A 24,592-nucleotide genomic window follows, 5' to 3' on the forward strand; every position below is an offset into this window, starting at 1 on the left:
ATCGTGGGCAAGGGATGAAGGCGCCATGCGATCAAGGCGCGCGCATTTGGCGCGAGTGGCTGTGTACCGCCTCCACCAAGGCAGCCACATGCTCTGGCGGCGTGTATTGGCTGATGCCGTGCCCCAAGTTGAAAATGTGGGTTGGGCCGGTCGTGCTGGGGTCAGTATGGGGTTGACCAAAGCTGTCGAGCACACGGCGCACCTCGGTGGCGATTTGCTCAGGCGGTGCAAACAGCACATTGGGGTCGATGTTGCCTTGCAGTGCTTTGCCAGGGCCACCCACTGCCCCTCCAACCAAAGCGCGTGCTTTGCCCAAGTTAACGGTCCAGTCCAGGCCCAGCACTTCACAGTCCAGTTGGTTCATTTCCTCCAGCCAAAGGCCGCCTCCCTTGGTGAACACAATGCGTGGAATTTGTTGTCCTTCATGGTGGGTGTGCACATGGGCCAACACCTTGGCGGTGTATTTCAAGCTGAAGTCTTGAAATGCACCGTCGGCCAAGACGCCCCCCCAGCTGTCAAAGATCATCACGGCTTGCGCGCCGGCTTTGATTTGTTCATTCAAATAGGCTGCCACAGACAGCGCGTTGACCTCCAAGATGCGGTGCATCAGGTCAGGCCGGCTGTACATCAAGCTCTTGACCAGACGGTAGTCGTCCGACCCCCCGCCTTCGACCATGTAGCAAGCCAAAGTCCAGGGACTGCCTGAAAAACCAATCAAAGGCACGCGGCCATTCAAGGCTTTGCGGATGGAGGTCACGGCGTCAAACACATAACGCAATCGGTTCATGTCGGGCACCTGCAAGGCGGCCACAGCCGCTTCGTCGCGCACCACTTTGTCAAATTTAGGCCCTTCGCCCTGGGTAAACCGTAAGCCCAGTCCCATGGCATCGGGCACGGTCAAGATATCACTGAACAAAATGGCTGCATCCAAAGGGTATCTGTCCAGGGGCTGCAGGGTGACCTCGGTGGCAAAGTCGGTGTTGGTGGCCAGTCCCATAAAGCTGCCTGCTTTGGCTCGCGTGTCTCTGTATTCGGGTAAGTAGCGCCCTGCTTGGCGCATCAACCACATGGGGGTGTGGGTCGTGGCTTGCCGCAAGCAAGCGCGCAGGAATTGGTCATTTTCGAGTTGAGGGTGCATGTCCATTCGTCCGGGATGTGGGAGGGCTTGTTTTGAATGTCAACTAAAGAGAATGTGTAAAGTGTCAATTTAACTTGACATCTTGTCAAATGGCTGTAAATTCAAGGTCAATCAAGAAAACTTTGAGGCCGACCATGGACGCAGCGCAGGAGTGGATTGAATCGCCATCTCAACTGAGGCAGCTACCCGCTGAGCGTTTGCCTGCACTGGCGGGGGAGTTCCGCCAGCGTCTGATCGATTCGGTATCTCAAACAGGCGGGCATTTCAGCTCTAACTTGGGCACGATTGAGTTGACCATTGCCCTTCACTATGTGTTCAACACCCCAGAGGATCGCTTGATTTGGGATGTCGGCCATCAAACCTATGCCCACAAAATGTTGACGGGGCGGATGGATCGAATGGGCTCTTTGCGTCAGCGGGGTGGTTTGAGCGGTTTTCCGCATCGCGAAGAAAGTGTGTACGACGCTTTTGGCACCGCACATTCTTCCACCAGTATTTCGGCTGCATTGGGCATGGCCATGGCCGCCAAGCTCACCGGCAGCCACAGAAAAGCAGTGGCCATCATTGGGGACGGAGCACTCACCGCCGGCATGGCGTATGAAGCCATGAACAACGCAGGCACCAGTGAATCCGATCTGTTGGTGGTGCTCAATGACAACGACATGTCCATCAGTCCGCCCGTCGGGGCCTTGAATCAATACCTGTCTGAATTGATGTCTGGTCGCTTTTATGCCCAAGCCAAAAAGCTCAGCCAGCAACTGCTGCGCAATGCACCGCCGTTGTTTGCGCTGGCGCGTCATCTGGAACAACAAACCCAGCAGCTGATTCAGCCAGCCACCATTTTTGAAAAGCTCGGGTTCACCTACACCGGCCCCATCGACGGACACGATGTGCTGGGCTTGGTGCAAGCCTTAGAGAAAATTTCAAAAGAAAAAGGCCCGCAGTTTTTGCATATCGTCACCCGCAAAGGGCAGGGCTACGCGAAAGCGGAAGCGGACCCCATCAGCTACCACGGCCCCGGTAAATTTGACCCAGCGGTTGGCTTGATGCCTGCTGTACAAGGAAAAATGACATTCACCCAAGTGTTCGGGCAATGGCTGTGCGACATGGCCAACAAGGACCCGCGCTTGGTGGGCATCACCCCGGCCATGCGAGAAGGTTCAGGCATGGTGGCGTTCAGTCAACGTTTTCCTGGTCGCTACCACGATGTGGGGATTGCAGAGCAGCACGCCGTGACGTTTGCAGCAGGTTTGGCCTGTGAAGGTCTCAAGCCTGTCGTGGCCATTTACTCGACTTTCTTGCAAAGAGCCTATGACCAGTTAATTCACGATGTCGCGCTACAAAAACTGCCCGTCGTGTTTGCTTTGGATCGGGCGGGCATTGTCGGACCCGATGGCCCGACCCACGCAGGTGTGTTTGACATTGCCTACACGCGCTGCATTCCCAATATGAGTGTGGCGTGCCCAGCCGATGAAAACGAATGTCGGCAATTGCTGAGCACAGCGTATGCACATGACCGTCCTGTCACGGTGCGCTACCCCCGAGGTTCGGGTGTGGGCGTCGAGGTGCAAGCAAATTTAAGCGCACTGCCGTTTGGACAGGCAGAGATCCGCCGCGCGGGTGAAGGCACGGCAATTTTGGCTTTTGGCCCGTTACTTTATGAAGCACTCAAAGCCGCCGAGTCGTTGAACGCCACCGTCATCAACATGCGTTGGGCCAAGCCACTGGATTTGGAGATTCTGCGCCAAGCAGCGCTCACACATGATCGTTTCGTCACCATTGAAGATGGCGCCCGTATGGGTGGCGCAGGCGCTGCTGTTTTAGAGGCTATGCAAGACATGGCTATCTGCAAGCCCGTTCTGGTGATGGGCTTTGAGGATACGTTCACAGAGCATGGGGATCCCCAAGTGTTGATGCAGCACTATGGATTGACCGCGACAGGCATTCTCCAGCGTGTGGCCCAGGCTTGGCCAGATTTGTACGCCACACCCATGCTGAGACGGGTGGTCTGAATGGCAGTCTGGACCTTAGGGCTTAACCATCGAACTGCCCCCATCGATTTGCGCGAGCGGTTTGCCTTCGCGTCAGACCAACTGGTGTTGTCGTTGCAAGGTTTGCGTCGTACGTTTGAGACGCATAAAGAGGTGGCTATCTTGTCCACTTGCAACAGAACCGAAGTTTATTGTGCAGGCGACGAGGTTCAATGGCGACAAACTCTCAAGTGGTTGGCCGATACTGGCAAGGCACATGTGGATGTTTTGCAATCGCACATCTACAGACTCGAAGGTGACGCTTCGGCGCGTCATGCATTTCGTGTGGCCAGTGGTCTCGATTCGATGGTCCTTGGTGAATCTCAAATACTGGGCCAATTCAAAGATGCGGTGCGACTGGCTGCGGACTCTGGTGCGCTTGGCACCACCTTGAATCAATTGTTTCAAAGGTCATTTGCCGTTGCCAAAGAGGTACGAACATCCACGGACATCGGTGTGCACTCCATCAGCATGGCGGCAGCGAGTGTTCGCCTGGCGAGTCGAATTTTTGAAAACATCAAAGATACAAACGTGTTATTTGTGGGCGCCGGAGAAATGATTGAGCTGTGCGTCGCGCACTTTGCCGCCAAATCTCCCCGGTCCATCACCATTGCCAATCGTTCTGCGACAAGGGCAGATATGTTGGCGGCGATGCACGGTGGGCAGAGCATTTCACTGGCCGATCTGCCTGCACGCTTGCATGAGTTTGATGTGGTCATCAGTTGCACAGCCAGCACCTTGCCCCTGATTGGCCTGGGGGCAGTTCAACGGGCTCTTCGCGCACGAAAAAACCGACCCATTTTCATGGTGGATCTGGCCGTACCACGCGATATCGAACCGGAAGTCAAAGACTTGTCGGGCGTTTACCTGTACACCATCGATGACCTGACCCATGTGATCAACAGTGGTCAATCTCATCGGCAAGAAGCTGTTGCTGAGGCTGAAGCCATCATTGATGGAGGTGTTCAGAAATTCATGGCTTGGTTGGAACGCAGAAACCATGTGCCATTGATTCAAGAACTCAATCTCCAGGCAGACGCTTGGCGTCAAACAGAATTGGCCCGTGCCCGCAAACGAATAGAAAAGGGGCAGTCGGTGGACAGTGTTTTAGAGTCTCTGTCGATGGCGTTGATGAAGAAAATGCTCAACGGTCCCTTGCGCGAACTCAATCACCCGGATGGCGTTCAAAGAGAAAAAGCCCTTGAGGCGGTCCGACATATTTTTTTAAACGATTGAACGATGCGGCTGTGCCAGAACCGAGTGGTGATGCAGTGGCGCTATGCCATGCATGACCAGCGTGTGAGCCAGTTTGCATCATGACCACGCGACGTTGGGGGAAGGTGTTGCCGATCAGTGCTTTTGTGATTGCCGCCGGTCTGTATGGTGTGTGGACGCCAGATTTGGATCGTGCAGAGTTGCTGCATCGCTATGGGGCTGCCTCACAGCGCGTGCTGGAGGTCGATGGTCTTCGTGTCAACTATCAGGACTCAGGTCCGCCTGATGCCCCCGCGTTGTTGCTCTTGCACGGTTTTGGGTCGAGTCTGCAAACTTGGGATACTTGGAGTCCACAATTGGCGTCGAAGTTTCGCGTGATCCGACTCGATTTGCCTGGTTTTGGTTTAACGGGAGAGAGTCCCTCCAAGAATTACTCGGACAGTCAAGACCTCACCACGCTGATTCATTTTGTGAACAAGTTAGAGCTGACCACCTATTCAATTGTGGGTCATTCCTTGGGTGGAAAAATGGCTTGGGCCTTGGCCGCAGAACAACCAGAGCGCGTCAAGGCCTTGGTGTTGATGGCACCCGATGGTTTTGCACCTGAGGCGCAATGGGGAACCAAACCCTACGAAGTGCCCGCCATCATGGGGTTGATGAAATATTGCTTGCCCAAATACTTTGTGCGTAGCTTGATCGACACCGCATTTTCAGACCCGCAAGTGTTGACAGAGCAGATGGTCAACCGTTACCACGACATGCTGCGAGCGCCTGGTGTGAGGGCGGCTATCTTGGACAGAGCCGATCAAACGATTTACACCGACCCGAAACCTCGGTTGAAGCGAATTCAAGCGCCTACCTTGCTGATATGGGGGGCAAACGACCAAATGATCCCCAGCAGCAATGCTGCAAGTTATGCCGCAGTGTTGCAGCAGTCGTCTACTGTGGTGTTGCCCAACTTAGGACATGTGATTCAGGAGGAGCAGCCTGAGATTGGGCTGGCGCAAGTGGATGCGTTTTTAAGTACCTACTTGCTAACGAGTCCTGGTGCACCTTGATCAAGTAGGGCGCGCTAGAGTCTGCACTAAAACCACGAGGTTGTGCCAGCAACATAGAGTCAATGCGCGTACCTGTGATCCATCACCACTTAGACCTGCGCATGCGTTGTGCTTCATGGCTGCGGGTTATTCCTATGGTTTTAGTGGATATGGTGTGGTCCTATTCGCCACCCTTCAAATTCTTGAAATCAAACGGATTGCCAATTCAATGAAACGCCGCCATTTACTCTCTGCATCCGCTACGTTGACAAGTGGTCTTCTCATGACCGACCCGGCACTGTCTGCGCAGCCACGCGCTCACTCAAACTCGTCTGCGCTGGTTGGTCAGGAGCATTGGGCAACGCGACAAGCAGAGGGTGAGTCCATCAAGCTGTTCATGTGGCGTAAGCCACCACTGACAACAGCTAAGTCTCCCAATAAGGGGGTGATTCTTTTTGTACACGGTTCTTCGATGGCCGGTACCCCTGTCTTTGACTTGCAAGTGCCAGCCAAGCCGCAGTACTCAACCATGGACCACTTCGCCAAACTCGGGTTTGACACCTGGTGTTTAGACAATGAGGGGTACGGACGTTCCAGCAAGTCTCGTGCGATCAACTTCAACATCTCTAACGGTGCTGATGATTTGGCTGCGGTCAGTGAGTACATTTTGAAAACGACGGGACAAAAACAACTGATGCTGTATGGACTGTCCTCTGGTGCGCTCAAAGCGGCATTGTTCGCAGAGCGTTTTCCAGAGCGTGTCAGTCGCATTGCCTTGGACGCTTTTGTCTGGACGGGGGAGGGCAGCCCCACTTTGCAAAATCGACGTAAACGCATCGCCGATTGGACGGCTGGTAACAAACGTGCGATTGACCGTGCCATGATTCAGAGCATCTTCACACGTGACCATCCGGGGACTGCGGACATGGATGTGGTGAATGCATTTGCCGATGCCATTTTGAAATTGGATTCAGAGGTGCCTACGGGATCTTATGTGGACATGTCGATCAACTTGCCCGTGTGCCAACCCGAAAAACTGCTTGCGCCAGTCATGATCATGCGTGGCCAGTTTGATGGCATTGCCAATATTCAAGATTTGTTGAATTACTTTGCCAAGTTGCCCAACCCCGATAAGCGATTCGTTGTGATGCCCGGCATTGCGCATTCAAGTTTGCATGAGAAAAATCTGGCTATCGTCATGCGTGTGCTGGAAGGGTTCTTTGAACAACCCAAGCCGGTCTATGTGGGTTGATCAGACGAAGGAGCACCGAACAATGAATCATCGTTTTCTTTCATCTCATTTTTTATGTGCCTGCTTGATGGTGGCCTGCGGTACCGCGCAAGCCGACACCATCAAAGTGCTCACCACGGGGGCCTTCAAGCAGGTTGTTGTGGCCTTGGCGCCAGGCTATGAAGCCAAGACAGGGCATCAGCTCGACATCCAAAACGACACTGCGGGTGCCTTGTCCAAGCGGATTGCGGAGGGTGAGACTTTCGATGTGTTGGTGTTGACACCCGCAGGTCTTCAGACCCTCGCAACTCGTGGCGTGGTCGATGCAGGCAGCATCACGCCACTGGCGAAGGTTGCCATTGGTGTCGCCGTAAAAACGGGTACTCCAAAGCCTGCTATTGCCACGGCCGATGAATTCAAACAAGCCTTGATCCACGCCAAGCACGTGGCCTTTATCGATCCGAAGTCAGGTGGGTCCAGTGGTATCTATTTGGACCAGTTGTTTCAACGCATGGGCTTGAGTGATGTGGTGCGCCCCAAGGCTGTTCTTGTGCCCGGCGGTTTGGTGGCGGAACGCTTGGTCTCGGGTCAAGCGGACTTAGCGATCCATCAGATCAGTGAAATTTTGCCGGTCCAAGGTGCTGACTTGGTGGGGCCTTTGCCAGAGGCAATTCAAAACTACACCTATTACGCGGTGGCATTGAGTGCTCGCAGTCAGCAGTCACCCGCAGCCAAAGCATTCATGGCCATGCTCACACAAAAGGAAACGGCAGAGGTGATTCGTTCCAAGGGCATGATGCCTGCGCCTTGAGTGTTTGGGCAAGGTATGGGTGACCCAATAAAAAGGGTTGGCAAATTTATTTTGCCAACCCTTTTTTGATATCTCTGAGTTTTAACCGATAAATCCAACCAACCACAGGGGCACGATGGGGAAGAACAAGAACAGCAAGGTGCGCAACACGTCGCTGACCAAGAAGGGCATTACCCCTTTGTAACTCTCGGCCATGGGGACTTCTTTGGCCATGCTGTTGACCACGTAGACGTTGAGTCCCACGGGCGGCGCAATCAGTCCAAAACCGACGGTCATCAAGACCATGATGCCGAACCAAATCGCCACCATGTCTTTGGGCATGCCGAAATCCAGTCCCATGACCATGGGGAAGAAAATCGGCACGGTTAGCAGCAGCATGGACATTTCGTCCATCACAGCACCCAACAGCACGTAGAACAGCAAGATGGCGCCAATCACAGCCAGCGGTGGCAAGCCCCAGCTGCCCACCACTGCGGCCAGTTGGTTGGGCACTTGTGTCATGGCCAGTGCGGCGTTCATCAAATCGGCACCTACGAAGATCAGAAAAATCATGGCAGCGCTGGTGGCCGTTCCCAAGAAACATTCTTTGAACTTTTCAAGGGTCATTTCTCTCTTGGCCATTGCGGTGATCAGGGTGGAGGCCGCACCGACAGCCGCACCTTCGGTCGGCGTGAACAAACCCCCATAAATTCCACCAAACACCAAGGTAAAGATGATCATGATCGGCAAAACACCTACGACTTTTGCAAGTGTCAAAGGCTCACGATCCACATCCACTTCAGGCGCTTGCCCGGGCACCATGCGCACATATACAGCGACGGCAACCATGTAGCCCAACATGGCGATGATGCCCGGCACGACCGCAGCGGCAAACAACTTAGAGATGTTTTGTTCGGTCAAGATGGCATAGATCACCAACACCACCGACGGTGGCAATTGAATGCCCAGTGTGCCGCCTGCTGCCAGTGTTCCAGTCGCAAGACGTCCTGAATAGCCGTGACGGCGCATCTCGGGCAATGCCACACCCGTGATCGTTGCCGCTGTTGCGACAGATGAGCCACTGATGGCGCCAAAAGCAGCGCAAGCGAGCAAAGACGCCATCGCTAAGCCGCCTTTGAAGCCTCCCATCACGCTGGCGGCAAACGCAAACAACGATTTGCTGATGCCGCCTTTAGTGGCGAAGTTGCCCATCAAGATGAACAAGGGAATCACCGACAAGTCATAACCCGCGAATCGAGCAAAGGTTTGTGCGTTGACGAAGTTTGAAAAAGGCAGCCAGCCTGCCTGAGAGATGTAGCCAATCGCACCGGCGAGAAACATGCTGATAGCGATGGGGAAGCGAACCGCCATGAAGAACAGCATGCTGCCAAAAATTGTTGCGGTGAGTTCAAGTGGTGTCATGCCGATTGCCCCGTTGCGTTGTCAAAGCCAAAGATAGATTGATGCAGCCCGACCAGCGCACTGAGCGCAAAGGGCGGCACCATGCAGGCATACACAATCCACTCAGGAAATCCCAGCAGCATGGTTTGCGAGTTGGCTTTGTAGGCGCTCATGCCACCCAGCGTGGTGCGCCATGCCAGCAGCATGAAGACCAAAGACAAAACCAAAGCGCCCAAGCGGTCTAGCTTGGCATTGGTGGCATCGCTCACATTGGAGGTGAAAAAGTCCACGATGATGTGGCCTTGCCTGACTTGTGCCAAAGGCATGAACAAGGCGATGGCTGCGCCCGTGGCCATCGCCGTCATTTCAAAAGCGCCGGCCATGGAGTCACCGGTGGTGTTGCGCAAGATCAAATTGCCGCAGGTGATCAACGTAATGATGGTCAGCAACATCCCTGCAAGGATGGCGCAAAGGTTAGACAGTGGTTGAAGTATTCGCACTTGATGCTCCAGAGTATTTTCTAATTCGTGTGGCACTGTATACAACAAAGGGAGGTTGAACCTCCCTTTGTGTCTGTCAGGTGCAAGATGTGCTGTTACTTGGTGTATTTCTTAATCAAAGCTTGTGCGTCTTGCAGCAAAGCTTTGCCATCCAAGCCTCGCTTGTTCATGTCCGAGATCCACTCATCGTCCACGCTGTCGGAGGCTTTTTTCCAGTTTTCAAGTTCAGCTTTGGAAATCACGGTGATGGTGTGGCCCGCCGCGATCATCTTTTCCTTGCCTGGTGCATCGTTGCCAGCTTGTGTCTTGCCCAAGAACGCAGACAGTTCACGGCCCGAGTTTTTGTCGATCACTTTTTGCAGATCGGGCGGCAGTGAGTCGTACTTGGCGCGGTTCATGGGCACTACGAATACCGTGGTGTAGAGCGCGGGGGCACTACGATCTGGCTCTGCCGTGAAACGAGCCAATTCATCAATCTTGATCGATGGACCGACTTCGTAAGGAATCACTGCGCCATCAATCACGCCTTTGGACAAAGCATCGGGCACGGCAGGCACTGGCATGCCCACTGGGGTTGCGCCCATGCTCGCCAACAATTTGGTGGTCAAGCGGGTGGGGGCACGTAGCTTGAGGCCTTTGATGTCCGCCATGGTTTTGATTTGTTTCTTCGAGGTGAAGATGTTGCCTGGCCCGTGCACATGCATGGCCAGCACTTTGACGTCTTTGAATTCGTCTTGCGCGTTCTTCTCGTAATAGTCCCAAGCCGCACGGCTGGTTGCCTCGGCATTGGTCATCATGAATGGCAATTCAAAGACTTCCATTTTGGGGAATCGCCCAGCTGTGTACCCAGGCAATGTCCAGACCACATCGGCCACGCCGTCACGGGCTTGGTCATACAGCTGTGGCGGTGTGCCGCCGAGTTGCATGGATGGATAAATTTGGCACTGCAAGCGGTTGTTGGAGTCCTTGGCAATGTTGTCGCACCAGCCGCGTAACATGGCGGTGTGTTGAATGGTTTGTGCATTCAAAAAGTGGTGCACCTTCAAGGTGATGGTCTGTGCTTGAGTGGCCACCGAGGCACTCAAAATGGCTGCGGCAATCACTGCACGCTTGAAATGTTGTTTCATCTGATCGTCTCCGTGAAAAAGTTCTGCCACATATTAATCCGACCAATCGGTCGGTTAATTAAGGGAATTCCCCTGCGTGCTGAGTGCGTTCTAGACGATATCGACCTGATGGAGGCGAAATTGCTGTGTCTTCGCATCTGCAAAGTAATGCTCAAGCGTTTCTTTGACGGTTCGAAAAGCAATGTCATCCCAGGGAATTTCGTCTTCAGCAAAGAGGCGCGCTTCCATGGTTTCATGCCCCGGGTCAAATTGGTCGCTGAGTAATTTGGCGCGGTAGAAAAAATGCACTTGTCCTACACGGACCACGTTCATCAAGCTGAACAATTCTTGGATTTCAAATTGAGCGCCTGCTTCTTCTTCGGTTTCGCGTGCAGCGCCTTGGGCCACGGTCTCCCCCAGCTCCATAAAACCCGCAGGCAAAGTCCACTTGCCCAAACGAGGCTCGATGTTGCGTTTGCACAGCAGCACTTTGTCGCCCCATACAGGCACGGTGCCCACCACATTGAGAGGGTTTTCGTAATGGATGGTGTGACAGGCCGTGCACACGGCACGTTCGCGGGTATCGCCGTCATCAGGCAAGCGGTATTGAACCGCTGTGCCGCAAGCTTTGCAGTGTGCAATAGGTGTGCGGTGCAACATGCGTGCGCTCAGGCCACGTGTACTTTGAGTTGACCCAAGCCTGCCACTTCACCCACCATCGTGTCGCCTGACACGACAGCGGCCACACCTTCAGGCGTACCGGTATAGATCAAGTCACCAGGTTGTAGTTCCCACGCAGCAGACAAATGTTCAATGGTCTCGGCAATGTTCCAAATCAGCTTGTTCACGTTGCTGCGTTGGCGGTCTTGGCCATTGACTTGCACGTAAATTTCTGCGTTTTCCACATCACCAGCTTGAGCCACTGGCGTGATGGGGCCGATGGGCGCACTGTGGTCAAACGCTTTGCCAATGCACCAAGGCCGACCTTGCTTCTTCATGTCGTTTTGCAAATCGCGACGCGTCATGTCCAAGCCCACGGCGTAGCCGTAGATGTGCTGCATGGCATCGGCTGCTGCAATGTTTTTGCCACCGGTGCCAATCGCCACCACCAGCTCAATTTCATGGTGCAAGTTCTTGGTTTGACTGGGATAGGGGATGGTGCCTGTTTCACCGTCTTTGACGAACACCAACGCGTCGGCAGGCTTCAGAAAGAAGAATGGGGGTTCACGGCCTGTGAAGCCCATTTCTTTGGCGTGCTCTTCATAGTTGCGGCCCACACAGTAAATGCGGTGCACAGGAAACGCTTGCGTTTGCCCCACGACGGGCACGGACACAACGGCGGGTGGTGTGAATAAATAGCTCATGTATGTCTCTTGGCTTAGGATGATTTAGCGACCAACTCAAAGTGCTCAACGATAGGTGCTTGCGCAAAGAACGGTCCGACAATAGCGCGCCACTCTGCGAATGCCGCTGACTCGCGAAATCCGATGGTGTGATCTTCCAGTGTGGTCCAAAAGATTTGCAGCACATATCGCTCCGGAGACTCCACACCACGGTTGACTTTGAAACCTTCAAAACCCTTGGCTTTGGCGATCACGGTGTTGATGCCGCGTTGGATGGCTTCGTCAAAAGCAGCTTGTTGTCCTGCGTGAATACGAATGTCGGCCAGTTCAAGAATCATGGTGTGTGAGAACAAATTGAAACAGAAGCGCCAAGTCTAACGCCGGGTATCCTCATGCCCATGGCATCGTCAGATTTTTTGAACTGCTCATTTCCCTTGGGCGTACACGCTTGGTGCTCGACACGCCAGGGGGGAGTCTCATTGCCCCCGTTCGACAGCTTGAATTTAGGAGACCATGTCGGCGACGATCCAATGGCTGTCATGGCCAATCGACAGCGACTGACTGCACAACTGGGTTCAGCACGGCCTATTTTTTTGAAACAAGTACACGGCGTGGATGTGGTCACATTGAATGCCGATACCTCCGACGGCACGGTTGCCGATGCTTGTGTGACCACGCAACCGAATCTGGCGTGCACCATCATGGTGGCTGATTGCTTGCCCGTTTTGTTGACCGATACACATGGTCGTGCGGTCGCTGCTGCACACGCTGGGTGGCGTGGCTTGATGTCCGGTGTGATTGAGAACACGGTCCAAGCCCTGTGTGATCAGGCGGCCGTCCAGCCGTCTCAGTTGCAAGTTTGGCTTGGGCCTTGCATTGGTCCTTCTGCGTTTGAAGTGGGGCAGGAAGTTCGAGCAGCATTTATGGCGCATGACGCGCAATCGATGGCGTACTTTGCGCCTCATCCACACCATGCGGGCAAGTGGCTGGCTCATTTGAGTGGTTTGGCCCGTCAACGCTTAACGGGTTTGGGCGTCCAGGCCATTGCTGGTAACGATGGCAGTTTGGCGTGGTGTACGGTGCATGAGCGCTCAAGGTTCTTTTCTTACCGGCGTGATGGCGTGACTGGCCGCTTCGCTGCCTGCATCTGGCGCACGGGCTGACGAGGTGGCAGCTTGTTCTTGTTCTGCCGCTTCTTGGGCTTGGCGTCGACGTTTGCGGGCGGGTGTGCCCATGATGTAGCCCAGCACAGCCATCGGCAATGCGCCGTAGAGCAGAAAAGTGATGACCGCCCCCAAGAGGCTACCCACTTGGCTGGTGGCTTCTGCCACGGCCATCATCAATGCCACATAGAACCAAGCGATCAAGACCAAATACATATATCAAGAACCTTATTTTTTTTGATGTTTGTCAGAAAATCGAAGGCTAATCGCTGTCATACTCGCGACAGCGAAGAAGCACAAATTTCAAGCCATCGGAGACAACATGAGCCAGGATTCTGCCCAGTTTTTGACGGGCGCTGCACAAGAGTTTCAAAAGAGTTTTGCGGACAACTGGAGCAAGGCCTTGGCCTCCTTTCAAACTTTGGGGGGTGCATCCAGCGGGGCTCCCAAGCTGAGTTTTTCACCGGAAAGACTTGAAGAATTGCAAAAGCAGTACTTGACGGAAGCGACGGCTTTGTGGAATCAAAGTCTTCAAGCGATTCCAGAAGTCAAGGACCGTCGATTCGCAGGTGAGGCCTGGCGCCACAACCCGATGTCCGCTTTTGCGGCTGCGGTGTATTTGCTCAACACTCGCACCTTGATGGGTTTGACGGATGCGGCTGATACCGATCCGAAAACCAAAGCGCGCATTCAGTTTGCGATTGAACAATGGGCGGCTGCCACGGCGCCCAGCAATTTCTTAGCTTTCAATGCCGATGCGCAGCAAAAAGCCATCGACACCCATGGGGAGAGTATTTCAAAGGGCATTCAAAATTTGCTCCACGACATACAACAAGGCCATGTGTCCATGACCGATGAGAGTTTGTTTGAAGTGGGCAAGAACGTCGCGACCAGCGAAGGTCGCGTGGTGTTTGAAAACGAATTTTTCCAGTTGCTCGAATACAAGCCTTTGACTGCCAAGGTGTACGAGCGTCCGTTTTTGTTGATCCCGCCGTGCATCAACAAGTTTTATATCTTGGACTTGCAGCCAGAAAACTCTCTCATCCGTTATGCCGTGAGTCAAGGGCATCGCACGTTTGTGGTGAGCTGGCGCAACCCCGATGAGTCACTGAAAAACACCACATGGGATGACTATGTAGAAGATGTCGCCATCAAAGCTATCTCGGTGGTGCAAGAAATTGGCGGTACCAAGCAAATCAACGCGCTGGGCTTTTGTGTGGGTGGAACCATCTTGTCCAACGCCTTGGCTGTGTTGGCCGCACGTGGTGAAAAGCCTGTGGTCAGCGCCACCTTTCTCACCACCTTGATTGACTTTCAAGATACGGGGGTGTTGGATGTGTTCATTGACGAGAACTTTGTCAAATACCGCGAAGGACAGTTTGCCAACGGCGGGTTGATGAAGGGCAAAGACATGGCGTCGACCTTCAGTTTTTTGCGCCCCAACGATTTGGTGTGGAACTACGTGGTGGGCAACTACCTCAAAGGCGAAACCCCTCCTCCGTTTGATTTGCTCTACTGGAACAGTGACTCCACGAATTTGCCGGGGCCCATGTACGCCTGGTACTTGCGCAACACCTACCTTGAAAACAATCTGGTGAAGCCCGGAAAGATCAAGGTTTGCGGGCAAAAACTCGACCTGAGCAAAGTGGATATCCCCGTCTACATTTACGGTTCTCGTGAAGACCACATCGTGCCTATCGGTGGTGCTTATGCTTCGACCCAGGTCTTGCCGGGCAAAAAGCGTTTTGTCATGGGTGCTTCAGGGCATATCGCAGGCGTTATCAATCCACCAGCCGCTAAGAAGCGTTGCTATTGGACGGGCAGCGAAACCACATTCCCCAAAGACGTCAACCAATGGATTGGCAAAGCCAAAGAGCATGCAGGCAGTTGGTGGCCCGATTGGGCCGATTGGCTCAAGGCGCATGCGGGCAAGCAAATTGCCGCGCCAAAAACCTACGGCAAAGGTCGCTACAAAGCCATTGAAAATGCACCAGGGCGCTATGTCAAAGAACGCGCTGGCAAGTAAATTTTTCTATAACTAAAACTTTTCTGGAGATCTCATGGAAGACATCGTCATCGTTTCAGCAGCTCGCACCGGTGTGGGCAGGTTCGGCGGCTCATTGGCCAAAATTGCAGCGACTGAGTTGGGCTCAATCGTGATTCGTGAGGCTTTGGCGCGCGCCAAGCTCGACCCTGCGCTGGTGGGTGAAGTCATCATGGGCCAGGTCTTGGCGGCAGGTGCCGGGCAAAACCCAGCCCGCCAAGCCTTGATGAAATCCGGTGTGCCCAAAGAAGTGCCCGCTTTGACCATCAACGCCGTGTGTGGCTCTGGTCTGAAGGCCGTGATGTTGGCCGCCCAAGCGGTGGCTTATGGCGACAGCGAAATCGTCGTTGCTGGTGGCCAAGAAAATATGAGTGCCTCGCCCCACGTGCTACTGGGCTCACGCGATGGCCAGCGCATGGGCAACTGGAACATGGTCGACTCCATGATCGTGGATGGCCTGTGGGATGTGTACAACCAGTACCACATGGGCATCACGGCAGAGAACGTGGCCAAAGCCCATGGCATCACCCGTGATATGCAAGACGCGCTGGCCTTGGCCAGCCAGCAAAAAGCCTCTGCTGCACAAGATGCTGGCAAGTTCAATGACGAAATCGTCTCGGTGTCGATTCCACAGCGCAAGGGCGACCCACTGATTTTCAACAGCGACGAATACATCAACAAGAAAACCAGTGCCGAAGCGCTGGCTGGCTTGCGTCCAGCCTTCGACAAAGCAGGGTCTGTGACCGCAGGCAATGCGTCGGGCATCAATGATGGCGCTGCCGCTGTGGTGGTGATGACAGCCAAAAAAGCCGCCGCTTTGGGCCTGAAACCTCTGGCGCGCATTGCCGCGTTTGGCACCAGTGGTTTGGACCCAGCCCTCATGGGCATGGGCCCCGTGTCCGCATCGCGCAAGGCTTTGCAACGCGCCGGCTGGAATGCCGCCGATGTCGACTTGTTTGAACTCAACGAAGCCTTTGCAGCGCAAGCTTGCGCGGTGAACCAAGAGTTGGGCATCGATCCTGCGAAGGTCAACGTCAATGGTGGCGCCATCGCCATTGGCCATCCCATTGGTGCATCCGGCTGCCGCATTTTGGTGACCTTGCTGCACGAGATGCAGCGCCGTGACGCCAAAAAAGGTTTGGCGGCACTGTGCATCGGTGGCGGCATGGGGGTTTCTTTGGCCTTGGAGCGTTGAGGCCTTGCGTTAAATTTTTCAGTCAGTAAATAACTCATACAACAGGAGACAAGTGATGAGCAAGAAAGTAGCGTATGTAACAGGTGGTATGGGTGGCATTGGTACCGCGATTTGCCAACGTCTGCACAAAGACGGTTTCACCGTGATTGCCGGTTGCGGCCCCACGCGTGACTTTGACAAATGGCTGGCCGAACAAAAAGCATTGGGCTACACCTTTTACGCCTCGGTGGGCAATGTGAGCTCATGGGAATCGACCGTCGATGCATTCGCCAAGGCCAAAGCGGAGCACGGCCCGATTGATGTGTTGGTCAACAACGCCGGTATCACCCGCGACCGCATGTTCTTGAAGATGACCCGTGACGACTGGGACGCGGTGATCGACACCAACCTCAACTCCATGTTCAACGTCACCAAGCAAGTGGTGGCAGACATGGTGGAGCGCGGCTTTGGTCGCATTGTGCAAATCTCATCCGTCAATGGTGAAAAAGGCCAATCGGGTCAAACTAACTACTCGGCTGCCAAAGCCGGCATGCACGGTTTCACCATGGCCTTGGCCCAAGAGTTGGCTAGCAAGGGCGTGACGGTCAACACCGTGTCCCCAGGCTATATCGGTACCGACATGGTCCGCGCCATCCGTCAAGATGTGCTCGACAAAATCGTCGCCACCATTCCTGTCAAGCGCTTGGGCACCCCTGAAGAAATTGGCTCCATCGTGGGCTGGTTGGCTGGTGAGGACTCGGGCTTCACTACTGGCGCAGACTTCTCGTGCAACGGTGGTTTGCACATGGGCTGATGCGGTCACGTACTTGGCATGAAAAAACCCGCCGCGGCGGGTTTTTTCATGGGGCATGGAGATGCGCAACTCGATGCAGGTCATTCCACCTTGGTGCCGGTTTCTTTCACCACCTTGGCCCATTTGGCCAATTCAGCTTTCAAATAGTCAGCAGCTTCTTTGGTGCTACCCCCTACAGGCTCAAAGCCCACGCCTGCAAGCTTGGCTTGAAAGTCTGCGCTGCGCAAAATCTTGTTGATCTCGCTGTTGAGGTGCTGCACCACATCCGGCGGTGTTTTGCTGGGTGCGAACACGCCGACCCAGGTGTAGTCCTCAAACCCTGGAAAGCCTGATTCGGCCACGGTGGGGACATCGGGCAAAGCCGCCACACGTTTGTTACTGGTCACGGCCAAACCGCGCACCTTGCCGCCTTTGACCATTTCCACCGCAGCCGGCAGAGCCACGCTGGCCATTTCCACTTGTCCGCCCATGGTGGCGTTGAGTGCTGGGCCTGCGCCTTGGAAGGGGATGTGCGTCACATCTACTTTGGCCAGCACCTTGAACAGGTATTCGGCGGTCAGGTGTGGCGTGGTGCCTGCGCCTGCGGTGCCGTAGTTGAGCTTGCCCGACTTGGCTTCGGCCACGATCTCTTGCAGATTCTTGGCTTTGAGCCCAGGGTAGGCCACCAACAGGTTGGGGCTAGACGCCACCACGCTGGCCAAGGTGAAGTCTTTTTCGGCATCGAAGCCTGGGTTCTTGGACAAGCTCACGTTCACCGCCAACGAGCTGGTGTTGATCATCAACGTGTAGCCATCGGGCGCCGCTTTGGCCACGATGCCGCTGGCCACGTTGCCACCCGCACCGGCTCGGTTTTCCACCACCACAGGCTGCCCCAATGACTCGCTCAGGCGTTGGCCCAACAGGCGTGCAATGATGTCTGCGGGTCCGCCGGGCGCGAAGGCCACCACAAACTTCACAGGCTTGGTCGGGTAGCTGTTTTGGGCATGCGCACCTGCGCTGATACCTAACAACAGGGCAGTGCTCAAACAAACGAGGGTGCGACGGTGCAACATGGGGTTTCCTGTCATGGTGAGGGGTGAGCTTGGGTGCAGAGACTCAAGCAGCGGTTTGGCTCAACACGTACTTGGCCATTTCTTCGCGGGTGGTCACCCACACATCCGAATGCTGGGCCACGATGGCCATGATTTCGTCATACACCCAAGCACCTGAGGCGCGGCCCATCACATGGGTGTGGGCGGTGACGTCCAGCATCAGCGGCGCGTGTTCGCGCTCACGCATGGCGGTGAAGGTGTCGACAAAGGTGTCGAGCATGTGGCGCGGACCTTGGCCATAGCGGATGCAAGTGGGCAAGTCGTTCACATCCATCGTCAGTGGGATGCCGACGATGCGGCGTCCACCAAAGTCCATCACATAAGGGCGATCGTCGTCGTTGCAGTCGCCGTGGTGCAGGTAGCCGGCTTCGGCCAAGAGGCGCGATGAGATGGGGCTGCCCGTGCCGCGTGGGCTGATCCAGCCGGTGGGCTTGATGCCTGCCACGCGGGTCAAGATCTCGTCGTTCTTTCGGATGTTCTCGCGCTCTTGGGCCTCGTCAAAGTAGACAGGAATCACATCCATGCCCCATGAGTGATTGACGATTTCGTGGCCCCGCGTGTGCAGCGACTTGACGGTGTCGGGGTCGCGTTCGGCCAGCACGCCGTTGACCATGATGCTGGTTTTCACGCCCCGTTTGTCGGCGTAGTCGAGCAAGCGGTGGATGCCGCGCACCATGCCAAAGCTGGCCCATGAATGGGCGTTGGTGTCAAAGAAGCCGGGCTTGAGCACATTGCCCATGGGCCCAATGCCCGGGGCTTGTCCATCCGACCAAGCTTCGTAGGCAATGTTGAAAATCACGGCTACGCGGCGGCCACCAGGCCAGCGGAAGTCGTCGGACAGTCGGGTGATGTGAGGTGTGTGGTTCATGGGGTAGGGCTTCGGGTGACGTTGAATCGGTGGGGGTGTTTCAGAGCGTGCTGTTCAAAATGATGCCAGCGGTTTTTTCATAGTGGCCCGCCAGGGCTTGGCAAGCGGCGTTGGCGTCACCGGCCAGCACGGCATCCACCATGGCTTTGTGTTCGTCGAGTTCGTGGCGGCGCTTGTACGACTTTTTCACCGCCAACTGGCGGTAGCGGTGGGCCTGGTCGTAGAGCTGTTCGCAAAAACCAATCAGCCAGCGCGAGCCGCATTGAGAGACCAACACCTGATGAAACTCTCGGTGTAGTTTTTCCCAGGCGGGGTTTTCGACGTAGCGGTCGGCATACAAAGAGCGCGGTGTTTTGGACAAGCGGTGCAAGGCCAGTACCAAGCGTTCTTCCCACTCAGGGGTGCGCGCTTGCAGGCCTTGGGTCAGGGCCAAGGTTTCCACCCATACCCGAGTCTTGGCCAACTCACGCAGTGCGTCTTCGCTGACCGAGGCCACGGCAAACCCGCGCTGCTCCAAGTGCTGCACCCAGCCTTCGGCCGCCAAGCGGTTGAGGGCTTCGCGCACAGGTGTGGCGCCTGTGCCGTAGTGGGCACGCAAGGCCTCAATGCCCAGCTTGCTGCCAGGCGTCCAATGACCGTTGAGCACATCAGCGCGCAAGCGCTCATAAGTGCTAGCGGTCAGTGATGCGGTGGTTTCAGGCGCGGTGGCAGTGTTCATAAGGCGACATGATTCATCGATAAAAATTTATCTAAGCTTGAATTATCGATATTATCCGACCATCTCTTTTTCCCTTGAAGGATTAAAAATGCGTTTGCTGAGTTTTCAAGAACAGGGCCAATCGGGCGTCGGCTGGGTTGCCAACGCACAAGCCACCGAGTTTGTCGATCTGGCGTTGACCGGTGCCAATCTGCCCCGTGACATGCTGACCTTGTTGTCCACACCGGGTGCCTTGGCTGCCGCCCATGCCGCCGCACAAAAAGCACCGGCCTCTGCCATCAAACCTTTGGCGAGCGTGAGCTTGTTGCCTGTGGTTCCCAACCCCAGCAAGATCGTGTGCATGGGCTTGAACTACGCCGACCACGCCGCCGAAGGCGGCAACGCCAGGCCCGACTACCCCAGCTTTTTCTTGCGTGGTCCAAGCTCCATGGTGGGCCACCTGGCACCGCTGGTGCGCCCCAAAGCCTCCACCAAGCTCGACTACGAGGCCGAGTTGGCCGTCATCATCGGCAAACGTGCGCGTCACCTGACCGCTGCCAATGCTTTGGACTGCGTCGCGGGTTACTCGTGTTTCAACGACGGCAGTTTGCGCGACTATCAGCGCAAGTCCGGCCAGTGGACGATTGGCAAAAACTTTGACGACAGCGGCCCCTTTGGCCCTTGGCTGGTCACGCCCGACGAGCTGCCACCGGGTGGCGCAGGTCTGCGCATCCAGTCACGTCTGAACGGCAAGGTCATGCAAGACGCCAACACCAAAGATTTTTTGTGGGACGTGGTCGAGTCCTTGCGCATCATCACCGAGTGCATGACGCTCGAACCCGGCGACGTCATCATCACCGGCACCCCGGCAGGCGTGGGCTATGCCCGCAACCCACCCGTGTGGATGGCACCTGGCGATGTGTGCGAGATCGAGATCGAGGGCATTGGCATCTTGTCCAATCCCATCATCGACGAGCAATAAAAAATTCAAGGAGACACCCGTGATCAGCTTCAAACTCAATGGCCAATCGGTGCGCAGCCCGGCGGCAGAGGCCACGCCTTTGCTCACCGTGCTGGCCAACGATTTTCAAATCAATGGCAGCAAGTTCGGGTGTGGCAAAGCCCAATGCGGCGCTTGTGCTGTCTTGGTCGATGGCAACCCGGTGCGCAGTTGCGCCGCACCGCTGTCGTCGGTGGCAGGTCGCGCGGTGACCACCTTGGAAGGCTTGAAAGATGGCCAGCAACCCAGCCGCTTGCAACAGGCCTTCATTGACGAGCAAGCTGCCCAGTGCGGTTACTGCACCTCGGGCATGATCATCCAAGCCCAGGCCTTGTTAGACCGCAACCCCAAACCCACCGACGCCGAAGTGCGCTCGGCCTTGGACGGCAATTTGTGCCGCTGCGGTGCCCACAACCGCATCGTGCGTGCCGTGCTGCGTGCGGCGAAGGGAGCTTGATCATGAACCACACACTCACCTCTAGCCGCCGTGGTTTTTTGAAGGCTACCGGCTATGTCTCCTTAGCCTTTGGCATTCCTTTGGATGCCGCTTTGTCCCAAACCGCTGCGGTCAACACCAAACCGCGCTTGCCAGGATCCCTCAACACCCACCGCAAACTCAATGCGTGGCTGCGCGTCAACGCCAACCAGACCGTCACCTTGTTGGTCGGCAAGGTGGAGCTGGGGCAGGGCATCTTGACCGCCGTCACGCAAATTTGTGCCGACGAACTCGACATCGACTTGTCGCGTGTGCAGGTCATCTCGGGCGACACCGCCTTGGTGCCCAACGAGGGCGTGACTGCCGGCTCGTTCTCCATGCCCAACTGCGGCACTGCCGTGCAATACGCCTCTGCCGAAGTGCGCGCCATCCTGCTCGACTTGGCAGCTGAAAAACTCAAACAACCCCTCGACACCTTGAGCGTGCACGACGGCCTGGTCAGCGCCATCGGTGGTGAGCAAGTGGCGTATTGGGACTTGGTCTCGGGCGAGGCCCTCAACCGCGAGGCCACCGGCCAAGTCAAACCCAAGCCGGCACACCGCCACCGCTACATCGGCCACTCCGTGAACCGGGTAGATCTGACGCCCAAGATGTTGGGCCAAGCCATGTTTGTGCAAGAACAGCGTCCTGCGGGCATGTTGTTTGGCCACATCGTGCGCCCGCCCACCTACCAAGCCAAGCTGCTGTCGGTCAATCTGGCGGCGGTGCAAAAAATGCCGGGCGTGGTCAAGGCCGTGCGCAATGGCAGCTTCTTGGGTGTGGTGGCCAAGCGCGAAGAACAAGCGCTGGCTGCTGCCAAAGCCATGGCCGCTTCGGCCAAGTGGCAGGTCGACAAAGTGTTGCCTGGGCATGAGGGCATCTTTGAATGGCTGCGCAAAACCAAGCCTAACAAACTCATCGATACCAAAACACAAGTGCGTGCCGGTGGCGAGCCCGTGGCGAAAACCATGCAGGCCACCTACCAGCGCCCGTACCACATGCATGCGTCCATCGGTACCTCGGCGGCCATTGCCACCTTGGGTGCAGATGGGGTGATGTTGATTCAAACCCACAGCCAGTCGGTGTTTGAAACCAGCGTGGCGATTGCCAAGATGCTCGGCATGGAGCCCGCCAAGGTGCGCTGCCAACACATGCAAGGCGCTGGTTGCTACGGTCACAACCTGGCCGACGACGCTGCTGCCGATGCCGCGCTGTTGGCGGCAGCCGTACCCGGCAACCCTGTGCGCTTGCAATACACCCGCGAGCAAGAGCACACCTGGGAGCCCTATGGCTCGGCCATGGAAATTCAGGTTCAAGCGGGCCTGGATGTCCAAGGCCATGTGCTCGATTGGGACTTGCAAGTTTGGTCCACGCCACACGGCACACGCCCCAGTGGCGAGCCGGGCAATTTGTTGTCGGCGCGCTATCTGGAAAAGCCTTTCACCTTACCAGTGCCCGTCAATGGTGGTCCGCCCAATTACGCGGCTGACCGCAACGCCATTGCCTTGTATGACTTCCCCGGCCACAAGGTGTTGACCCACTTCATCACCGACATGCCGCTGCGAGCCTCGTCCACCCGAGGTCTGGGGGCGTATGCCAACGTGTTTGCCATCGAGTCGTTCATCGACGAATTGGCAGCGGCTGCCAAAGTCGATCCGGTGGAGTACCGTTTGCGCTTTTTGAAGGATGAGCGCGCTCGCGATACTTTGGTCAAAGCGGCCAAAGCCTTTGGCTGGGCCGATTGGAAAAAGACCGAAGGCCGTGGACGCGGCATCGCCTTTGCCCGCTACAAAAACATCGCGGGCTACTGCGCCGTGGCTCTAGAGGTCGAAGTCAACCGTCGTAATGGCCGCATTCGTGTGCTGCGTGCGGTGGCGTCGGCGGATGTGGGCCACATCGTCAACCCCGATGGCGTGAGCAACCAAATCGAAGGCGGTTTGATTCAGTCGCTGAGCTGGTCGCTCAAAGAAGAAGTCAAGTTCGACGACACCAAGGTGCTCTCGAGCGACTGGGCCAGCTACCCCATCCTGACCTTCTCGGAAGTGCCGCCCGTCGAGGTGGTGTTGATCGACCGCCCAGGCGCGCCGTTCTTAGGCACGGGCGAGGCTTCGCAAGGACCGACAGGTGCAGCCTTGGCCAATGCCGTGTTCGATGCCACAGGCGTGCGCTTTCGGCGCTTGCCGCTCACACCAGACCGGGTCAAAGCGGGTTTGTCAAAGGCTTGATGTCACGGGGGGCTTGAGCCTCCTGTGATGCTGCGTTGTCTCAAGGCTTGTCAGTGCGCAAGCCCGCGGCTTTGGCCACCGCACGCCACTGCACCAACTCGTGCGACAGCGTGCGGCCAAACTCTTCGGGGGAACCGCTGATGGCCTCTGCCCCTTCATGCATCAAACGCGTGCGCACAGGCTCATGTGCGGCCACTTCGTGGATGGTTTGGTTGAGCTTGTCCAACACTGCTTTGGGTGTTTTGGCAGGTGCCAGCACCCCCCACCAGGTTGAAATGTCAAAGTCTTTGTAGCCGGACTCGACCATGGTCGGTGTGTTGGGAAACAAAGGTGAGCGCTTGGCACTGGTCACCGCCAGCAACTCCACCCGTTGGTCACGCACATAGGGCAGGATGGTGGGCACCGTGGCAAAGAACAACTGCACGCGACCGGCCAGCAAGTCGATGGTGGCTGGCCCACTGCCTTTGTAGGGAATATGCGTCAAGTTCAAGCCACTGTGCTGGCGAAACAACTCACCGGACAAATGGTTGATGCTGCCATTGCCCGCCGAGCAAAAGTCCACGCCTTGGGGCATGGTGGCCACAGTGGTTTTCAACTGCGCCATAGTTTTGACCCCCAGCGACTTGCTGGTCACCACCAGCAAAGGGCCGCGACCGATCATGGCGATCGGCGCGAAGTCTTTCTCGATCTGGTAATTGCCCGAAGCCTCAGACGCGGCATTCGTGACAAAAGTCGAGGTAGCAAACAGCAAGGTGTAGCCATCGGCGGCGCTCTTGGCCACGGCATTGGCACCAAGCGCGCCACCGCCACCGCCTTTGTTGTCCACCACCACAGGCTGACCTAATTTTTCGGACAAGGACTTGGCCATGTCACGTGCAATGCTGTCGGTGCCCCCGCCAGGGGCAAAGGGGACCACCAAGGTGATGGCGCGCGAGGGATAGCTTTGCGCATGGAGGGCTGGCAGCATCAACAGCGCAAGCAAACCCACCCAACCAGAGCGACGAATAAAACAGTGCATGTGAGTGATCTGAGGTGTGTGTAAGCATGCAGTATTCCTTATGGTGTGAGTACCCTCTGTCACGCAGCCGACGAGAAGCTGAGTGCATCAAGCACATCATGTGATCAATCGCAAAGCGTTTTGGCATCAGCTCTTGGCTGTTCTCGGTCAGCGTGAATTCAGTTTGTTGGCCTATCCGATGCGCTCAACGAGGTACAAACTTTGAAGCATGTTTGGGAAATCAACTTTGATC

Annotated in this window: 24 protein-coding genes; 12 read left to right on the forward strand and 12 right to left on the reverse strand. The window is 55.9% G+C overall.

Annotated elements, in window-relative coordinates; all coding sequences use genetic code 11:
• Positions 1-31: 31 nt before the first annotated feature.
• On the reverse strand, positions 32-1,138 hold the full coding sequence (gene hemE / locus B9Z39_RS01540) for a uroporphyrinogen decarboxylase (protein WP_108300622.1): 1,107 nt from the start codon (positions 1,136-1,138) through the stop codon (positions 32-34).
• 134 nt (positions 1,139-1,272) lie between these two features.
• On the opposite strand from hemE, the gene dxs reads away from it, so the two are divergent.
• The 5 genes from dxs (at position 1,273) to B9Z39_RS01565 (ending at position 7,462) form a co-directional block, all read left to right on the forward strand.
• Positions 1,273-3,150: a 1-deoxy-D-xylulose-5-phosphate synthase gene (gene dxs, locus B9Z39_RS01545; RefSeq protein ID WP_108300475.1), complete on the forward strand. Its 1,878-nt coding sequence runs from the start codon at positions 1,273-1,275 to the stop codon at positions 3,148-3,150.
• Positions 3,151-4,404, forward strand: coding sequence for a glutamyl-tRNA reductase (gene hemA, locus B9Z39_RS01550; protein ID WP_100146131.1), 1,254 nt, complete (start codon positions 3,151-3,153; stop codon positions 4,402-4,404).
• Positions 4,405-4,484: 80 nt separating this feature from the next.
• Positions 4,485-5,441, forward strand: a complete 957-nt coding sequence (locus B9Z39_RS01555; protein ID WP_108300476.1) for an alpha/beta fold hydrolase — start codon at positions 4,485-4,487, stop codon at positions 5,439-5,441.
• Positions 5,442-5,556: 115 nt separating this feature from the next.
• Complete coding sequence (locus tag B9Z39_RS01560; RefSeq protein ID WP_233248891.1) at positions 5,557-6,672, forward strand: alpha/beta fold hydrolase; 1,116 nt, start codon at positions 5,557-5,559, stop codon at positions 6,670-6,672.
• A 22-nt stretch (positions 6,673-6,694) separates the two neighbouring features.
• Positions 6,695-7,462 (forward strand): extracellular solute-binding protein, encoded by a 768-nt coding sequence (locus B9Z39_RS01565; RefSeq protein ID WP_233248892.1) that lies wholly within the window; start codon positions 6,695-6,697, stop codon positions 7,460-7,462.
• 81 nt (positions 7,463-7,543) lie between these two features.
• On the opposite strand, the gene B9Z39_RS01570 is transcribed toward B9Z39_RS01565, so the two are convergent.
• The 6 genes from B9Z39_RS01570 to B9Z39_RS01595 all read right to left on the reverse strand — a co-directional run bounded on the left by B9Z39_RS01570 (position 7,544) and on the right by B9Z39_RS01595 (position 12,129).
• Positions 7,544-8,863 (reverse strand): TRAP transporter large permease, encoded by a 1,320-nt coding sequence (locus tag B9Z39_RS01570; RefSeq protein ID WP_100146125.1) that lies wholly within the window; start codon positions 8,861-8,863, stop codon positions 7,544-7,546.
• Entirely contained in the window at positions 8,860-9,294 is a 435-nt protein-coding gene (locus B9Z39_RS01575; RefSeq protein WP_233202548.1) for a TRAP transporter small permease, read from the reverse strand. The genes B9Z39_RS01570 and B9Z39_RS01575 overlap by 4 nt, the downstream gene beginning before the upstream one ends.
• A gap of 143 nt (positions 9,295-9,437) precedes the next feature.
• Positions 9,438-10,469, reverse strand: a complete 1,032-nt coding sequence (locus B9Z39_RS01580) for a TRAP transporter substrate-binding protein (RefSeq protein ID WP_100146123.1) — start codon at positions 10,467-10,469, stop codon at positions 9,438-9,440.
• 90 nt (positions 10,470-10,559) lie between these two features.
• A complete protein-coding gene (locus B9Z39_RS01585) occupies positions 10,560-11,108 on the reverse strand; it encodes an NUDIX hydrolase (RefSeq protein WP_100146121.1) in 549 nt (182 codons plus the stop codon).
• Between the two features lie 8 nt (positions 11,109-11,116).
• Positions 11,117-11,812: a fumarylacetoacetate hydrolase family protein gene (locus B9Z39_RS01590; RefSeq protein WP_100146119.1), complete on the reverse strand. Its 696-nt coding sequence runs from the start codon at positions 11,810-11,812 to the stop codon at positions 11,117-11,119.
• A 14-nt stretch (positions 11,813-11,826) separates the two neighbouring features.
• On the reverse strand, positions 11,827-12,129 hold the full coding sequence (locus B9Z39_RS01595; protein ID WP_100146117.1) for an antibiotic biosynthesis monooxygenase: 303 nt from the start codon (positions 12,127-12,129) through the stop codon (positions 11,827-11,829).
• A 60-nt stretch (positions 12,130-12,189) separates the two neighbouring features.
• Between B9Z39_RS01595 and pgeF the strand changes: the two genes are divergently transcribed.
• Positions 12,190-12,954, forward strand: a complete 765-nt coding sequence (pgeF, locus tag B9Z39_RS01600; RefSeq protein WP_199172946.1) for a peptidoglycan editing factor PgeF — start codon at positions 12,190-12,192, stop codon at positions 12,952-12,954.
• Here the strand turns inward: pgeF and B9Z39_RS01605 are convergent.
• Positions 12,883-13,170, reverse strand: coding sequence for a hypothetical protein (locus B9Z39_RS01605; RefSeq protein ID WP_100146113.1), 288 nt, complete (start codon positions 13,168-13,170; stop codon positions 12,883-12,885). The genes pgeF and B9Z39_RS01605 overlap by 72 nt on opposite strands.
• A gap of 106 nt (positions 13,171-13,276) precedes the next feature.
• Between B9Z39_RS01605 and B9Z39_RS01610 the strand changes: the two genes are divergently transcribed.
• Genes B9Z39_RS01610 through phbB form a run of 3 tightly spaced genes read left to right on the forward strand, consistent with a single transcriptional unit; the run spans position 13,277 to position 16,986 of the window.
• Positions 13,277-14,980, forward strand: a complete 1,704-nt coding sequence (locus B9Z39_RS01610) for an alpha/beta hydrolase (RefSeq protein ID WP_100146111.1) — start codon at positions 13,277-13,279, stop codon at positions 14,978-14,980.
• 34 nt (positions 14,981-15,014) lie between these two features.
• A complete protein-coding gene (locus B9Z39_RS01615) occupies positions 15,015-16,193 on the forward strand; it encodes an acetyl-CoA C-acetyltransferase (protein ID WP_100146109.1) in 1,179 nt (392 codons plus the stop codon).
• 55 nt (positions 16,194-16,248) lie between these two features.
• Entirely contained in the window at positions 16,249-16,986 is a 738-nt protein-coding gene (phbB, locus tag B9Z39_RS01620; RefSeq protein ID WP_100146107.1) for an acetoacetyl-CoA reductase, read from the forward strand.
• An 80-nt stretch (positions 16,987-17,066) separates the two neighbouring features.
• Here the strand turns inward: phbB and B9Z39_RS01625 are convergent, their stop codons facing one another.
• Genes B9Z39_RS01625 through B9Z39_RS01635 form a run of 3 tightly spaced genes read right to left on the reverse strand, consistent with a single transcriptional unit; the run spans position 17,067 to position 19,663 of the window.
• Positions 17,067-18,038, reverse strand: a complete 972-nt coding sequence (locus B9Z39_RS01625; protein WP_108300623.1) for a tripartite tricarboxylate transporter substrate binding protein — start codon at positions 18,036-18,038, stop codon at positions 17,067-17,069.
• A 43-nt stretch (positions 18,039-18,081) separates the two neighbouring features.
• Complete coding sequence (locus tag B9Z39_RS01630) at positions 18,082-18,945, reverse strand: polysaccharide deacetylase family protein (RefSeq protein WP_108300479.1); 864 nt, start codon at positions 18,943-18,945, stop codon at positions 18,082-18,084.
• A gap of 40 nt (positions 18,946-18,985) precedes the next feature.
• Positions 18,986-19,663 carry a GntR family transcriptional regulator gene (locus B9Z39_RS01635; RefSeq protein ID WP_100146101.1) on the reverse strand — a complete coding sequence of 226 codons (678 nt, stop codon included), beginning with the start codon at positions 19,661-19,663 and terminating at the stop codon, positions 18,986-18,988.
• Positions 19,664-19,751: 88 nt separating this feature from the next.
• Here B9Z39_RS01635 and B9Z39_RS01640 point away from each other — a divergent pair, with 88 nt between their 5' ends.
• Genes B9Z39_RS01640 through B9Z39_RS01650 form a run of 3 tightly spaced genes read left to right on the forward strand, consistent with a single transcriptional unit; the run spans position 19,752 to position 23,342 of the window.
• A complete protein-coding gene (locus tag B9Z39_RS01640) occupies positions 19,752-20,624 on the forward strand; it encodes a fumarylacetoacetate hydrolase family protein (protein ID WP_108300480.1) in 873 nt (290 codons plus the stop codon).
• A 19-nt stretch (positions 20,625-20,643) separates the two neighbouring features.
• Entirely contained in the window at positions 20,644-21,099 is a 456-nt protein-coding gene (locus B9Z39_RS01645; RefSeq protein ID WP_233248893.1) for a (2Fe-2S)-binding protein, read from the forward strand.
• 2 nt (positions 21,100-21,101) lie between these two features.
• Positions 21,102-23,342, forward strand: a complete 2,241-nt coding sequence (locus B9Z39_RS01650; protein ID WP_108300482.1) for a molybdopterin cofactor-binding domain-containing protein — start codon at positions 21,102-21,104, stop codon at positions 23,340-23,342.
• 40 nt (positions 23,343-23,382) lie between these two features.
• Here B9Z39_RS01650 and B9Z39_RS01655 read toward each other — a convergent pair whose 3' ends face one another.
• Complete coding sequence (locus B9Z39_RS01655) at positions 23,383-24,360, reverse strand: tripartite tricarboxylate transporter substrate binding protein (RefSeq protein WP_108300483.1); 978 nt, start codon at positions 24,358-24,360, stop codon at positions 23,383-23,385.
• Positions 24,361-24,592 lie beyond the last annotated feature (232 nt).

The organism is Limnohabitans sp. JirII-29, assembly GCF_003063395.1.
In the GTDB taxonomy this organism is placed as follows: domain Bacteria; phylum Pseudomonadota; class Gammaproteobacteria; order Burkholderiales; family Burkholderiaceae_C; genus Limnohabitans.

Coding starts and splice junctions, on each gene's coding strand:
- hemE (WP_108300622.1), bottom strand. CDS start 1,138: ATGCACCCTCAACTCGAAAATGACCAATTCCTGCGCGCTTGCTTGCGG.
- dxs (WP_108300475.1), top strand. CDS start 1,273: ATGGACGCAGCGCAGGAGTGGATTGAATCGCCATCTCAACTGAGGCAG.
- hemA (WP_100146131.1), top strand. CDS start 3,151: ATGGCAGTCTGGACCTTAGGGCTTAACCATCGAACTGCCCCCATCGAT.
- B9Z39_RS01555 (WP_108300476.1), top strand. CDS start 4,485: ATGACCACGCGACGTTGGGGGAAGGTGTTGCCGATCAGTGCTTTTGTG.
- B9Z39_RS01560 (WP_233248891.1), top strand. CDS start 5,557: ATGGCTGCGGGTTATTCCTATGGTTTTAGTGGATATGGTGTGGTCCTA.
- B9Z39_RS01565 (WP_233248892.1), top strand. CDS start 6,695: ATGAATCATCGTTTTCTTTCATCTCATTTTTTATGTGCCTGCTTGATG.
- B9Z39_RS01570 (WP_100146125.1), bottom strand. CDS start 8,863: ATGACACCACTTGAACTCACCGCAACAATTTTTGGCAGCATGCTGTTC.
- B9Z39_RS01575 (WP_233202548.1), bottom strand. CDS start 9,294: ATGTTGCTGACCATCATTACGTTGATCACCTGCGGCAATTTGATCTTG.
- B9Z39_RS01580 (WP_100146123.1), bottom strand. CDS start 10,469: ATGAAACAACATTTCAAGCGTGCAGTGATTGCCGCAGCCATTTTGAGT.
- B9Z39_RS01585 (WP_100146121.1), bottom strand. CDS start 11,108: ATGTTGCACCGCACACCTATTGCACACTGCAAAGCTTGCGGCACAGCG.
- B9Z39_RS01590 (WP_100146119.1), bottom strand. CDS start 11,812: ATGAGCTATTTATTCACACCACCCGCCGTTGTGTCCGTGCCCGTCGTG.
- B9Z39_RS01595 (WP_100146117.1), bottom strand. CDS start 12,129: ATGATTCTTGAACTGGCCGACATTCGTATTCACGCAGGACAACAAGCT.
- pgeF (WP_199172946.1), top strand. CDS start 12,190: ATGGCATCGTCAGATTTTTTGAACTGCTCATTTCCCTTGGGCGTACAC.
- B9Z39_RS01605 (WP_100146113.1), bottom strand. CDS start 13,170: ATGTATTTGGTCTTGATCGCTTGGTTCTATGTGGCATTGATGATGGCC.
- B9Z39_RS01610 (WP_100146111.1), top strand. CDS start 13,277: ATGAGCCAGGATTCTGCCCAGTTTTTGACGGGCGCTGCACAAGAGTTT.
- B9Z39_RS01615 (WP_100146109.1), top strand. CDS start 15,015: ATGGAAGACATCGTCATCGTTTCAGCAGCTCGCACCGGTGTGGGCAGG.
- phbB (WP_100146107.1), top strand. CDS start 16,249: ATGAGCAAGAAAGTAGCGTATGTAACAGGTGGTATGGGTGGCATTGGT.
- B9Z39_RS01625 (WP_108300623.1), bottom strand. CDS start 18,038: ATGTTGCACCGTCGCACCCTCGTTTGTTTGAGCACTGCCCTGTTGTTA.
- B9Z39_RS01630 (WP_108300479.1), bottom strand. CDS start 18,945: ATGAACCACACACCTCACATCACCCGACTGTCCGACGACTTCCGCTGG.
- B9Z39_RS01635 (WP_100146101.1), bottom strand. CDS start 19,663: ATGAACACTGCCACCGCGCCTGAAACCACCGCATCACTGACCGCTAGC.
- B9Z39_RS01640 (WP_108300480.1), top strand. CDS start 19,752: ATGCGTTTGCTGAGTTTTCAAGAACAGGGCCAATCGGGCGTCGGCTGG.
- B9Z39_RS01650 (WP_108300482.1), top strand. CDS start 21,102: ATGAACCACACACTCACCTCTAGCCGCCGTGGTTTTTTGAAGGCTACC.
- B9Z39_RS01655 (WP_108300483.1), bottom strand. CDS start 24,360: ATGCACTGTTTTATTCGTCGCTCTGGTTGGGTGGGTTTGCTTGCGCTG.